Source organism: Polaromonas sp. Polasp52, from assembly GCF_059491565.1.
The window spans coordinates 2,830,199-2,843,170 of record NZ_CP168513.1 but is presented as its reverse complement, the minus strand read 5'-3'; the positions used below and the strand labels follow the sequence as shown (position 1 = coordinate 2,843,170).

Annotated in this window: 12 protein-coding genes; 8 read left to right on the top strand and 4 right to left on the bottom strand. The window is 66.6% G+C overall.

From position 1 onward, the window contains the following. Positions 1–28 precede the first annotated feature (28 nt). The 3 genes from ACEN9P_RS13285 to ACEN9P_RS13275 all read left to right on the top strand — a co-directional run bounded on the left by ACEN9P_RS13285 (position 29) and on the right by ACEN9P_RS13275 (position 2,393). Positions 29–1,201, top strand: a complete 1,173-nt coding sequence (locus ACEN9P_RS13285) for an esterase-like activity of phytase family protein (RefSeq protein ID WP_495619517.1) — start codon at positions 29–31, stop codon at positions 1,199–1,201. A 6-nt stretch (positions 1,202–1,207) separates the two neighbouring features. Next, the gene (gene proC, locus ACEN9P_RS13280; protein ID WP_495619516.1) at positions 1,208–2,044 is read left to right on the top strand and encodes a pyrroline-5-carboxylate reductase; all 837 of its coding nucleotides are present in this window, start codon (positions 1,208–1,210) and stop codon (positions 2,042–2,044) included. 130 nt (positions 2,045–2,174) lie between these two features. Continuing rightward, complete coding sequence (locus ACEN9P_RS13275) at positions 2,175–2,393, top strand: hypothetical protein (protein WP_477661516.1); 219 nt, start codon at positions 2,175–2,177, stop codon at positions 2,391–2,393. 72 nt (positions 2,394–2,465) lie between these two features. Here the strand turns inward: ACEN9P_RS13275 and ubiA are convergent, their stop codons facing one another. From ubiA to recG, 4 genes are all read right to left on the bottom strand, one after another. Next, positions 2,466–3,359 carry a 4-hydroxybenzoate octaprenyltransferase gene (gene ubiA, locus ACEN9P_RS13270; protein WP_477661515.1) on the bottom strand — a complete coding sequence of 298 codons (894 nt, stop codon included), beginning with the start codon at positions 3,357–3,359 and terminating at the stop codon, positions 2,466–2,468. Continuing rightward, positions 3,316–3,828: a Dps family protein gene (locus ACEN9P_RS13265; protein ID WP_074579285.1), complete on the bottom strand. Its 513-nt coding sequence runs from the start codon at positions 3,826–3,828 to the stop codon at positions 3,316–3,318. Before ACEN9P_RS13265 ends, ubiA begins: the two co-directional genes overlap by 44 nt. A gap of 93 nt (positions 3,829–3,921) precedes the next feature. After that, on the bottom strand, positions 3,922–4,920 hold the full coding sequence (locus ACEN9P_RS13260) for a LysR substrate-binding domain-containing protein (protein WP_495619515.1): 999 nt from the start codon (positions 4,918–4,920) through the stop codon (positions 3,922–3,924). A gap of 42 nt (positions 4,921–4,962) precedes the next feature. Then, a complete protein-coding gene (recG, locus tag ACEN9P_RS13255) occupies positions 4,963–7,107 on the bottom strand; it encodes an ATP-dependent DNA helicase RecG (protein ID WP_495619514.1) in 2,145 nt (714 codons plus the stop codon). A 17-nt stretch (positions 7,108–7,124) separates the two neighbouring features. Here recG and queA point away from each other — a divergent pair, with 17 nt between their 5' ends. The 5 genes from queA to ACEN9P_RS13230 are packed head-to-tail and all read left to right on the top strand — an operon-like array spanning position 7,125 to position 12,938. After that, entirely contained in the window at positions 7,125–8,186 is a 1,062-nt protein-coding gene (queA, locus tag ACEN9P_RS13250; RefSeq protein ID WP_495619513.1) for a tRNA preQ1(34) S-adenosylmethionine ribosyltransferase-isomerase QueA, read from the top strand. Between the two features lie 52 nt (positions 8,187–8,238). Then, positions 8,239–9,402 (top strand): tRNA guanosine(34) transglycosylase Tgt, encoded by a 1,164-nt coding sequence (gene tgt / locus ACEN9P_RS13245; RefSeq protein ID WP_495619512.1) that lies wholly within the window; start codon positions 8,239–8,241, stop codon positions 9,400–9,402. Next, the gene (locus tag ACEN9P_RS13240) at positions 9,402–10,640 is read left to right on the top strand and encodes a glycosyltransferase family 9 protein (protein WP_495619511.1); all 1,239 of its coding nucleotides are present in this window, start codon (positions 9,402–9,404) and stop codon (positions 10,638–10,640) included. The genes tgt and ACEN9P_RS13240 overlap by 1 nt, the downstream gene beginning before the upstream one ends. Before the next feature lie 14 nt (positions 10,641–10,654). After that, positions 10,655–11,188 carry a GtrA family protein gene (locus ACEN9P_RS13235; RefSeq protein ID WP_477661509.1) on the top strand — a complete coding sequence of 178 codons (534 nt, stop codon included), beginning with the start codon at positions 10,655–10,657 and terminating at the stop codon, positions 11,186–11,188. Next, the gene (locus tag ACEN9P_RS13230) at positions 11,175–12,938 is read left to right on the top strand and encodes an ArnT family glycosyltransferase (RefSeq protein ID WP_495619510.1); all 1,764 of its coding nucleotides are present in this window, start codon (positions 11,175–11,177) and stop codon (positions 12,936–12,938) included. Before ACEN9P_RS13235 ends, ACEN9P_RS13230 begins: the two co-directional genes overlap by 14 nt. Positions 12,939–12,972 lie beyond the last annotated feature (34 nt).

Genomic DNA, 12,972 nt, shown 5'->3' with positions numbered 1-12,972 from the left:
CCACAGGGGCGGCCGCTAGACTGGCCGCATGAACACCCCCGCCACGCCTCTTTCGAAGCGCCGGCTCATCCTCGGCGCCGGCGCGGCCGCCGTGCTGGGCCTGGCCGGCTGCGCGGCACCGCCGTTGCCGCCCGCGGCGGGCCAGCCGCCCCGCGCACGCCTGCGCCTGATCGGCGAATCCCGTTTTGCGCACCGCCTGCAATTCCAGGGCAGCACCGTGGGCGGGCTGTCGGGCATGGACTACGACCCGGCCGGCGACCTCTATTACCTGATCAGCGACGACAGCTCCAGCATCAACCCGGCGCGCTTTTACACCGCGCGCATCGCGCTGGGCATGGACAGCCTGGGCGCGCCCGAGCTGCTGGGCGTGGCCACGCTGCGCCAGGCTGACGGTAGCCCCTATCCTCCGGCGCTGCGGGGCGGGCCGGTGCCCGACCCGGAAGCGATTCGCTGGCGCGCGGCCAGCAACACCCTGCTGTGGACCAGCGAAGGCCATGCGCCCAGCGGCACCGCGCCCTGGCTGCGCGAAGCGCGTCCCGACGGCGGCTTTGTGCGCGAATTCGCCCTGCCGGCGATGTTCAATTTCCAGGCCGGCGCGGGGCCGCGCGGCAACCTGACGCTCGAAGGCCTGGCGCTGGCGCCCGACGGCCGCACGGCCTGGATCGCCATGGAAAACGCCTTGCTGCAGGACGGCCCCGTGCCCAGCGTAGAGGCGCCGGGCGGCCCCTGCCGCTTCACCCAGATAGACCTGGCCAGCGGCAAGGCCCTGCGGCAGATTGCCTATGTACCCGACGCCATCCCGCGCGCGCCCGTGCCGCCCACCGCCTTTGCCGACAACGGCGTGGCGGAAATCCTGATGCTGGACGCCGAGCGCATGCTGGTGCTGGAGCGGGCCTACGTGACGGGTTCGGGCAATTCGCTGCGCCTTTACCTGATCGATACCCGCCAGGCCGGCGACACGCTGGAGCTTCCCACCCTGCGGCCGGGCGCTTACCGGCCGGCCGGCAAAACCCTGCTGGCGGATTTTTCGGCCTTTACCGGCCCTGGCGCCGGCCCGCGGCTCAAACAGCTGGACAATAGCGAAGGCATGAGCTGGGGCCCGGTGCTTCCCAACGGGCGCCGCAGCCTGATGTTCATCAGCGACGACAACTTCAGCCCCCGGCAAATCAGCCAGTGGCTGGCCTTTGAATTTTTGGACTGACAACGCATGACTTCCACCTCCCGCGCAAACAACGAGCACATCGCCTTCATAGGCGGCGGCAACATGGCCAGCGCCATCATCGGCGGCCTGCTCAAGCAGGGCCTGCCGGCCGGCCAGATCCAGGTGGTCGAGCCTTTCGCCGAGCAGCGCGCCAAGCTCGCGCAGCAATTCGGTATTGAGCTCCACGAAGGCCCGGGCGCCTGGCTGGCCGCCGCCGGCCTGGTCGTCTGGGCGGTCAAGCCGCAGGTCTTCAAGGATGCGGCCCTGCAAACGCGCTTTCACACCAAAACCGCCCTGCACCTGAGCGTGGCGGCCGGCGTGCGCTCCGGCAGCATTGCGCACTGGCTGGGCACCGAGCGCGTGGTGCGCGCCATGCCCAACACGCCGGCGCTGGTCGGCAAGGGCATGACGGCGCTGTTCGCCCGCGAGGCCGCCACCGGCGCCGACAGGCAGGCGATCGAAAAAGTACTCAAGCCCACGGGCGACTACCTGTGGCTGGCCGAGGAAGCCCAGCTGGACGCGGTGACCGCGCTGTCCGGCTCAGGCCCGGCCTATGTGTTTTATTTCATCGAGGCCATGATCGAGGCCGGCACTGACATGGGCCTGCCCCTGGCGCAGGCGCGCCAGCTCGCGATCGGCACCTTTGTGGGCGCCTCCGCGCTGGCACAGGCCTCCGATGAGCCGCCGCAGGAGCTGCGCGCGCGGGTCACCTCCAAAGGCGGCACGACTTACGCTGCGCTGACATCGATGGAGCAGGACCGCGTCAAGATGCAGTTCATGCGCGCCATCCACGCCGCCCGGCAACGCGCCGCCGAGCTGGGCGACGAGTTCGGCGGCGCCTGAAAGACGCGTCAACCGCCCGGCGGCGGCAAACGTTGAACAGGAGCGTACGTGCAGCTTGTCTTGATCCACACCCTGTGGGACACCCCGGCAGCATCCGCGTTACAACTTTTCCCAACATCCGGAGCTTCACATGAACAAACTTCTGTCCACCCTCATCAGCGCAGCCGTCCTCGCCATGCCCCTGGCCGTGATTTCCACGTCCGCATCGGCCCAGGCTCCCGCCGCAGCACCTGCAGCAGCCCCCGCTGCCGCGCCTGCCGCAGCACCCGCCCAAAAAGCAGCCCCCGCCACCAAGGCAAAGGCCAAGAAAGCCAAGCGCAAGGCAAAGGCCAAGAAGGCCGCCGTCTGACCAGCTCAGGCTGACGCAAAAAAGCCCGCTTCACGCGGGCTTTTTTATGGGCGCCTTCCGGGCCTTGCGCGGTCAGCGGCCCAGGTAAGACAGGGCGATGCCCGCAAAAACCGCAAAACCCAGCCAGTGGTTGAGGCGAAAGGCCTTGAAGCAGTCCTCGCGCCCGCGCTTGCGAATCAGCCAGCCATGCCACAAGGCCTGCAGCAGGGCTACGCCCATGGCGACCCAAAAAACGGGCGATTGGCGCACCATGTCCGGCAGGACCCAGGCCCAGACCACCAGGTAGGCGGCGTAGCACACCATCACCGCCGCCACGTCAAAACGGCCCAGCGTGATGGCCGAGGTTTTCATGCCTATCTTGAGGTCGTCGTCGCGGTCCACCATGGCGTATTCGGTGTCGTAAGCCACCACCCAGAACAGGTTGCCCAGCAGCAGCACCCAGGCCAGCAGCGGCACGCGCGACTGCACGGCGGCAAAAGCCATGGGAATGCCGAAGCTGAAGGCCACGCCCAGCACGGCCTGCGGCATGGACACATAACGCTTGGCAAAAGGGTAGGCCAGCGCGATCGCCAGCGCCGCGAACGACCAGGCGATGGTGGCGGTATTGGTGGTGAGCACCAGGCCGAAGGCCAGCAGCGCGAGCACCGCGCCGACGATGAGCGCTTCGCGCACCGACAGCGCGCCGCTGGTGACCGGCCGCTGGGCCGTGCGTTTGACGTGGCGGTCAAAGTCCCGGTCGGCCACGTCGTTGACGCAGCAACCCGCGCTGCGCATCAATATGGTTCCCAGCGTGAACACCGCCACCAGGTGCCAGCCCGGAAAGCCGTGCGAAGCCACCCACAGCGCCGACAGCGTGGGCCACAGCAGCAGCAGCCAGCCCGCCGGGCGGTTCCAGCGGATCAGCTGAAGATAGAGGGCGAGCTTATTCTTCAAGCAGCGAGCGCAGCATCCACGCGGTCTGCTCATGCACCGTCAGGCGCTGGGTCAGCAAATCGGCCGTCGGTTCGTCATGGGCCTTGTCGGCCAGCGGGAACAGCTCGCGCGCGGTGCGCGCCACGGCTTCATGGCCCTGCACCAGGATGCGCACCATCTCGAGCGCCTTGGGCGGCAGCACCGGCACATCGGGAATCGAAGCCAGCTTGCTGAACTGCGCATAAGAGCCCGGCGCGGGATGGCCCAGCGAGCGTATGCGTTCGGCGACGGGGTCGACCGCGGCCCAGAGTTCGGTGTACTGCGTCATGAACATCAGGTGCAGTGTATTGAACATGGGGCCCGTCACATTCCAGTGGAAGTTGTGGGTGGTGAGGTAGAGCGTGTAGGTGTCGGCCAGCAGGCGGCTCAGGCCCTTGGCGATGGCCGCGCGGTCTTTTTCGCTGATGCCGATGTTGATGGAGGGTGCGGCTTTTCCATTGGGTTTGGCGGAAGGCTTGGCCATTGGGTTTCCTTTTTTTGAAAATTCAGGGGCAACTTTAACGAAATCGGGATGGCGGCCGCAACAGCCGCCGTCAATGCGCGCCATAGGCGGGATTCAAGACAGGCGGATGACGCCGGGCAGCTCGCAGGCGTAGATGGCGTTGCGCAGCGCGGCGATCGCTTCATAACGCGTGAAGCTGCGCCGCCAGGCCAGTACCACGCGCCGGCTCGGCACGTCGCCCTCGAAGGGCAGGTATTTGATGAACGAAGGTTGCTCTGCGGCCACCTTGCCGCGGCCCGGGGCGGTTTTTCCTTTCCCCGCCTTTTTGGCGGCGGCCTGCTCGGCCAGCGCTTCCTTGGGCACGCCCAAACGGGGTACCAGCGTAATGCCCATGCCGGCCGCCACCATGTGCTTGATGGTCTCCAGCGACGAGCCCTCAAAGCTTTTGCTGATACCTTCGGCGCTGCTGGAAAAGCGCGCGAACTCGGGGCAGACCTCCAGCACATGGTCGCGAAAGCAGTGGCCGGTACCCAGCAGCAGCATGGTTTCCTTCTTGAGCTCCTCGGCCGTCACGCCGCCGCGCGCGGCCAGCGCATGCGCGCTGGGCACGGCCGCCATGAAGGGCTCGTCATAGAGCGGCGCGATCGCCAGGTTGGCGTCCGGGAAGGGCTCGGCCAGGATGGCGCAGTCGATTTCGCCGGTGCGCAGTTCCTCGAGCAGCTTGACGGTGAAATTCTCCTGCAGCATCAGCGGCATCTGCGGCGTCATCGCGATGGCCTGGCGCACCAGGTCGGGCAGCAGGTAAGGGCCTATGGTGTAAATGACGCCCAGGCGCAGCGGGCCGGACAGCGGGTCCTTGCCGCGCTTGGCGATTTCACGGATGTTGTCGGCCTGCTCGAGCACGCTCTGGGCCTGGCGCACGATCTCCTCGCCCAGCGGGGTGACCGTGATTTCATTGGCATTGCGCTCAAACAGCTTGACCTGCAACTCCTCTTCCAGCTTCTTGATGGCCACGCTGAGCGTGGGCTGGGAAACGTGGCAGGCATCGGCGCCCTTGCCGAAATGCTTTTCCCGGGCAACGGCAACGATGTATTTGAGTTCGGTCAGCGTCATGGGCTTATTGTCCTGCTTTTCTCGCCTGCCGTATCGCGGTGTTCAGGCCTTGAGGTACTCCGCCTTGCCGCCCAGCCAGCGCAGGATGTGCCGGTGCGCGAGTTCCGCATGCCGGTCCAGCATGGTGGGCGCCAGGCCGCGCGCCCAGGCCAGCAATTCCGTGTCGGTGGCCAGGTCGGCAAAACGCAGCAGCGGCGCCCCCGACTGCCGCGCGCCCAGAAATTCGCCCGGCCCGCGGATTTCCAGGTCGCGCCGGGCGATTTCGAAGCCGTCGTTGGTCTGCGCCATGGCCTTGAGACGCTCGCGCGCCATTTCACCGAGCCGGGACGCATCGCCGGTGGAATACAGCAGCACGCAGGCCGAAGCCGCCGCCCCGCGCCCGACCCGGCCGCGTAGCTGGTGCAGCTGGCTCAGGCCGAAACGCTCGGCGTGCTCTATCACCATCAGCGAGGCATTGGGCACGTCCACGCCCACCTCTATCACCGTGGTGCTGACCAGCACGCCCATCTGCCCACCGGTGAACAGCGCCATCACCGCCTTTTTTTCCGCCAGCGGCATGCGCGAATGCAGCAAACCGACCATCACGCCGGGCAAGGCGGCGCTCAGGGCTTCATGGGTCTGGGTCGCGTTGACGAGGTCGATGGACTCGCTTTCCTCGATCAGCGGGCAGACCCAGTAAATCTGCCGCCCCTCGGCGAGCTGGCCGCGTATGCGAGTGATCACCTCGTCGCGCCGCGCGTCGCTGACCACCTTGGTCACGATGGGCGTGCGGCCGGGCGGCAGCTCGTCGATGGTGGAGACGTCGAGGTCGGCGTAATAACTCATGGCCAGGGTGCGAGGGATCGGGGTGGCGGTCATCATGAGCAAATGAGGTTCTTCGCCGCCTTCAGTCATCTTGCTGCGCAGGGCCAGGCGCTGCGCCACGCCGAAGCGGTGCTGCTCGTCGATGATGGCCAGCGCCAGGTTCTTGAACTTCACCTTGTCCTGGATCACCGCATGCGTGCCCACCACCAGGCCGGCGTCGCCGCTTTCTATCATCGCCAGCATCTCACGCCGCTCCTTGGCCTTCTGGCTGCCGGTCAGCCAGGCGGTCTTGATGCCCAGGGGCTCCAGCCAGCCAATGAGCTTGCGGAAATGCTGCTCGGCCAGGATTTCGGTGGGTGCCATCAGCGCGCATTGCCAGCCCGCGTCCATGCAGCGGGCCGCGGCCAGCGCCGCCACCACGGTCTTGCCGGCGCCCACGTCGCCCTGCAGCAGGCGGTGCATGGGGATGTTTTTCTTCAGGTCCGCCTCGATTTCGCCGCACACGCGCTGCTGGGCCGCGGTGAGCCGGAAGGGCAGGCGTTCCAGCAATTGTTCTTCCAGCGTGCATTGCGGGCCGCGCATGGCCGGGCCCGTGAGCGCCGGCGCGCGCATGGCCGCGCGTATGCGCCTGGCCTGCAGCTGCGACAGCTGCTGGGCCAGCAGCTCCTCGGCTTTCAGGCGCTGCCAGGCCGGGTGGCTGCGGTCTTCCAGCGTGGCCAGCGACACGTCGGGCGTCGGGTGGTGCAGGAACTGCAGCGCCTCGCGCAGGCTCCACAGGGCTTGCGGCAAGCCCTTGCCCAGCACTTCCTGGGGAAGTGTCTCGCGCAGGTCGGCGCGGAACAGCCCGCTGAGCACCGCCTTGCGCAAATAGTTCTGCGGCAGGCCGGCCACCGTGGGATAGACCGGCGTCAACGCGCCCGGCAGCTCGCCTTCGGCCAGCCTGAAACTGGGGTGGATCATCTCGCGGCCCACAAAACCGCTGCGTAGCTCGCCGCGCACGCGCACGCGCGCGCCCACGCTCAGCGTCTTCTGGTGGGCCGGGTAAAAATTGATGAAGCGCAGCACGCAGGTGTCGCTGCCGTCGTCCACCGTCACGCGCAGCTGCCGGCGCGGGCGGAAGGCGACGTCGCTGTGCGTCACCACGCCCTCGATCTGCACCAGGTCGCCGTCGCGGGCGTCGGCCAGGCGCACGATGCGGGTTTCGTCCTCGTAGCGCAGGGGTAAATGCAAGGCCAGGTCGATGTCGCGGCGCAGGCCCAGTTTTTCCAGGGCTTTTTGCGCCGGCGACTTGGCCGGGGCTTTTTCAGGCCTGGCCTGGGCCGCAGCCAGTTCTCCGGCCTCGGGCGGGGCGGGTTTGCGGGCAGGAGCACCAGGTGGCGACATGGGACAATTGTGCCTTCATGAGCACCCATTTCACCCTCAGCGATTTTGATTTCACGCTGCCCGAAGAACTCATAGCCCAGCACCCCGCCGCCCAGCGCAGCGCCTCGCGCCTGCTTGACGGGCAGGGCAGCCCGCCGGTGGACCGGCGTTTCACCGAACTCCCCGGCCTGCTGCAGCCCGGCGACCTGCTGGTCTTTAACGACACCAAGGTGGTCAAGGCCCGCCTCTTCGGCCAGAAAGCCAGCGGCGGCAAGCTGGAGCTGCTGATAGAGCGGGTGCTGTCGCCCCATGCGGACCAGGGCCACGAAGTCGCCGCCCACATGAAGGTCAGCAAAAAACCGCTGCCGGGCGCGGTGCTGCAAATGGACGGCGGCTTCACCGCCACCTTGCTGGGCCGCTGGCCCGAGGAAAGCGGGCCGCTGTACCGCTTTCGCCTGAGCAGCGACCCCTACGCGCTGATGGCGCAGCACGGCCATGTGCCGCTGCCGCCCTACATCACCCACACCGATTCCGCCGAGGACGAGCAGCGCTACCAGACGGTGTTCGCCAAAAACCCGGGCGCCGTGGCGGCGCCCACGGCCGCACTGCATTTTGACGAGGCTGTGCTGGCCGAGCTGGAGGCGCGCGGCATCGGGCGGGCCAGCGTGACCCTGCATGTGGGCGCGGGCACCTTCCAGCCCGTCAAGGCCGAAAACATCGCCGAACACACCATGCACTTTGAGCGCTTTGAGGTGCCCCCGGCCACGCGCGAGGCCGTCGCCGCCTGCAAGGCGCGCGGCGGCCGCGTGGTGGCCGTGGGCACGACCACGGTGCGCGCGCTGGAGTCGCACGCCAAGTTCGGCCCCGAGTGCAATGACACCAACATCTTCATCACGCCGGGCTTCGAGTTCGCCGTGGTCGACCTGTTGCTGACCAACTTCCACCTGCCCAAAAGCACCTTGATGATGCTGGTCAGCGCGTTTTCGGGCTATGAGCACATCATGGCGCTGTACCGGCATGCGATCGCCCAGCGTTACCGCTTTTTCAGCTATGGCGACGCCATGCTGCTGGCGCGCAAAACCCCTCTGGCCCGCAACTGACGGGGCCTGAGGGCGCCTGAATCTCCCCGCGTACACCTGCGACAATCCCAAGATGCTCGAATTTGAAGTTCTGAAGACCGACGCGCCGGCCGGCGAAGGCGCCGGCGCCTATCTCGGCAGCTACGCCCGCCGCGGCAAGCTGACGCTCAACCACGGCGTGGTGCAAACCCCCATCTTCATGCCGGTCGGCACCTACGGCACGGTCAAGGGCGTGATGCCGCAATCGCTGCACGATATGGGTGCGCAAATCATCCTGGGCAACACCTTCCACCTCTGGATGCGGCCCGGCCTGGACGTGATGCAGCAATTCGGCGGCCTGCACAAGTTTGAAAGCTGGAACAAGCCGATACTGACCGACAGCGGCGGCTTCCAGGTCTGGTCGCTGGGCGAGATGCGCAAGATTTCCGAAGAGGGCGTGAAGTTCGCCTCGCCCGTCAACGGCGACAAGCTGTTCCTGACACCCGAAATCTCCATGCAGATCCAGACCGTGCTCAACAGCGACATCGTGATGCAGTTCGACGAATGCACGCCTTACGACACCAAGGGCCACATCACCACCGAAAGCGAAGCGCGCCATTCCATGGAGCTGAGCCTGCGCTGGGCCGGCCGCTGCGTCGCCGAATTCAACAAGCTGGAGAACCCCAACGCGCTGTTCGGCATCGTGCAGGGCGGCATGTTTGAAAACCTGCGCCAGGAATCGCTGGACGCGCTGGTCCAGCTGGACCTGCCGGGCTATGCCGTGGGCGGCGTCAGCGTGGGCGAGCCCAAGGAAGAGATGCAGCGCATCATGGCGCACACGCCGCACCGCCTGCCGGCGCACAAGCCGCGCTACCTGATGGGCGTGGGCACACCCGAAGACCTGGTCGAGGGCGTGGCCGCCGGCGTCGACATGTTCGACTGCGTGATGCCGACCCGTAATGCCCGCAACGGCCATATGTTCACCCGCTTCGGCGACCTGAAGATACGCAACGCGCGCTACAAGACCGAAGACCAGCCGGTGGACGCGACCTGCAGCTGCTACACCTGCAAGAACTTCTCGCGTGCCTATATGCACCACCTGGATCGCTGCGGCGAAATGCTGGGCCCCATGCTGTCCAGCATCCACAACCTGCACTACTACCTGAACCTCATGCAGGAAGTGCGCGACGCGCTGGACGCCGGCCGTTTCGGCGAATTCAGCGCGCGGTTCCGTGCCGACCGGCAGCGGGGGGTGTAATGAACATCAAGCTGCAACGCTGGATAGACCGCTGGGCCGGCATTCCGCTGTGCGCGGCCGTTTCCGCGGTGGACGCCGTGGCGCGGCGCTTTCGCAAGGATTCGGGTGCCGACGCGGCGCCGCGCGCCATCGTGGTGATTTTGCTGTCGGAAATGGGCAGCCTGGTGCTGGCCCACGAGATGTTCGCGCGCCTCAAACAGCGCTACCCCGATGCGCCGCTGCATGCCCTGCTGTTCGGCAAGAACCGCGAAATCCTGGACCTCATGCGGGTGGTGGACCCGGCCAACGTGCACACGGTGGACGACAAGTCGCTGGGCGGCCTGCTGTCCAGCCTGTGGAAGGCGATCGGCGAGCTGCGCCGCGCGCATGTCGACGTGGCGATTGACTGCGAGCTGTTCTCGCGCATCAGCAGCTTGCTGTCGTACGCCAGCGGCGCGCGCATCCGCGTGGGCTTTCACCGCCACACGCAGGAAGGCCTGTACCGCGGCTCGCACATCAACCGGCCGGTTCCCTACAACCCCTACCACCACATCAGCGCGCAGTTCCTGACGCTGGCGCGTGCGATTGATTCGACGGCCGTGCCCAAGTCCAAACTGCCGGCCAACCTGGCGGCCGCGGGCACCGGCAAAGCGCCGCCGCACGTGCAGTTGGACCCGGCGCTGGTGCCGGGCATCCAGGTCCGCCTCGCGCAGGACTTCCCCGCGATCGCCGGCAAGCCGCTGGTGCTGGTCTACCCGGGCGGCGGCATCCTGCCGATACGCGCCTGGCCGCTGGATTCCTACACCGCGCTGTGCCGGGGCCTGGTGGCCGACGGCTGCGCCGTGGCCGTGATAGGCCTGAAGGACGACCAGGCACTGGCGCGGCAACTGGTGGCCAATGTGCAGGCAGCCTTTCCAGCCAGCCCGGTGATCGATCTCACCGGCTACACGCGCTCTATCTCCGAGCTGCTGGCGCTGTTCCATGTGGCGCGCCTCCTGGTCACCAACGACGGCGGGCCGGGCCAGTTCGCGGCGCTCACGCCGATCTGGACGCTGATGCTGTTCGGTCCCGAAACCCCGGGCCTGTACGCGCCGCTGACGCCGCAGTGCCATTCCTTTTACAGCCAGTGGCCCTGCTCGCCCTGCCTGACCGCCTACAACCACCGCTCATCCTATTGCGACGGCGACAACCAGTGCCTGAAGGTCATCGCACCGGACACCGTATTGGCCAAGGCGCGCGAGTGCCTGGCGGCGCCCTGAACCCATACCCCCTGATGTCCACACTCCGATCTTTTGCCGAGGCCGTGATCCGGCGCCTGCCCGCGCGCCTGCAGCCCATGGTGCGCTGGCGCTTCATCAAGTTCGGCGTGGTGGGTGCCAGCGGTACGGTGGTCAACCTCGCGGTGCTCTACCTCGCGCAGGAGTTTTTGTTCAACTGGATCGCGGACTTCCATGACCGGCTCAACTACTCCATCGCGCTGGCCATCACCGTCGCCACCATCAGCAACTTCTACTGGAACCGGCGCCTGACCTGGCGCGACCGCAAGCACGAAGTCCACCATTCGGCGCTGTTCCTCTTCTCCAAGTACGTGATGGCCGCCGGCCTGGCCATCGTGCTGCAGTCGCTGCTGACCAAATGGCTGGCCCTGTATATGCACTACCTGCTGGCCAATGTGCTGGCCATCGTACTGTCCAGCGTCTGCAATTTTGTGGCCAACGACCGCATGACTTTCCGCCGCCGCCGCGCCAAAATTGCAGCCGATGCCGCCGCGCACCCACCGCCCGCCGATGTCCATGACAAGCCCTGAGTCCCTGAAAACACGCTTTCCCGCCCACCGCATCTGGATAGGGCTGGCCCTGCTGGTCGCCCTGGGCTATTTGTTCGGCCTGGCCGGCGACCACATCCCGCGCAACGGCGACGAGCTGGTCTACGCTCACATCGCGCGGCTCACGGCGCAAACCGGCCACTGGCTGCCGCTGGTGAGTTCCTACGACTTCATGCGCAACACCAAGCCGCCGGTGCTGTTCTGGCAGGCCATGGTGGCCGGCGGCTGGGGTGAGCACTGGACGCTGCTCAACCTGCGCCTGCCCAGTATTGCCTATACCTGGGCCATCGCCCTGATGACAGCGCTGCTGGCCTGGAAGGTCGTCCACGGTGAAACCGCGCCGGCCGACCGCCGCCGCCACGCGCTGGCCATGGGCGCCATCGCCGCCATCGTCTACCTGTCCTTCTTCAGCACCTACCGCTACGGCCGGCCCTACCTGACGAGCGCACCCGAAACCTTCTGGCTGTTCGGCGTGTTGTTTGCGATTGCCTGGTCGCCCGCAAAGCTGCTGGCCTCGCGCTGGCAGTTTCCGCTGCTGGCGGGCATCGCCATCGGCATAGGCTGTCTTTACAAGTCTTTTGTCATGGTGGTGCCGGTGGGCTTTGCGCTGGCGCTGTGCTACCAGCTGCTGGGTGCGCGCAAGCCGGCCTGGGAAATTTTCCGGCCCGGCATCGTCGGCGACGGCCTCAAGGTGGCGGCCATCTGCGCGCTGGCCCTGGCGATTTTCGGCCTGTGGTTTGCCATAGACCCGCAGCCGGGCGAGGTCTGGCGCGAATTCGTCGTCGGCGAGAACGCCGGCAAGATGAACTCGTCCAAAGGCTACTTCGCCATTGCCTTTAGCGGCAGCAGCGGCATCCTGACCATCCTGACGGGCTATTACTCCAACGCGCTGTTCCTGCTGCCTGTCGCGGTGGGCTGTACCTGGGCGGCATGGAAAGCCTGGCGCCAGCGCAAAGCCACGGGCCAGTCCATCAGCGATACCGAAAAAGCGCTGTGGATATGGCTGCTGGCCTTCGCACTGGTGTTCATGGTGCCCACGCAGCGCTCCACGCGTTACCTGATTCCCGCCATGCCGGCGCTGGCCGTGCTGATCGCGCTCTACTGGGAGCGCATCGCGCGGATCTGGTTCAGCCTGACCCTGGTGATCTGCCTCATAGGCGCGCTGGCCATGGGCCTGATCGGCTACGGCGGCGTGCGCGCCACGCAGGACACCTGGCTGTTCTCGCCGCTGTACTGGATCTTCCTGGCCGTGCTGGCCGCCGCCTGCATCGCGGGCATGGCCAAACCCCGATGGACCCGGCCCGTCGCCGCGCTCAGCAGTTTTGCGGTGCTGTTCGCGCTGGCCTGGGTCACTGCGCCCTTCAACGGCGACATGGGCCGCTTCCGCGCGGAAACCAATGCGCTGCTCAAAGGCCAGGCGGTATCGGTGCCCAGCAACTTCAATGGGCATTTCGAGCGCTACGAGTTCATCATCCCCGGCGCCAAAATCGTGCCCTACTTCGCCGCGCAACCGGTGGATTACCAGGACATGGACGCGCTCTTCAAGAACACGCGCTACGCCCTGGTGCAGCGCCGCCCCGGGGAAAAGCCCTGCGAGCCATGCCGCGTCATTGACGAGCGCTGGGACCTGCGTTCGCGCCAGGACGAAAAAGAAGGTACGCTGGGCGCCTTCAAGTCGCCGGAAACCTTCTGGTACGCCAAAGAGTACCTGGTCGAGCGGGCCGCGCCGTAATCCCTTGCGGCTCCACCCCTGCAAACAAACAACA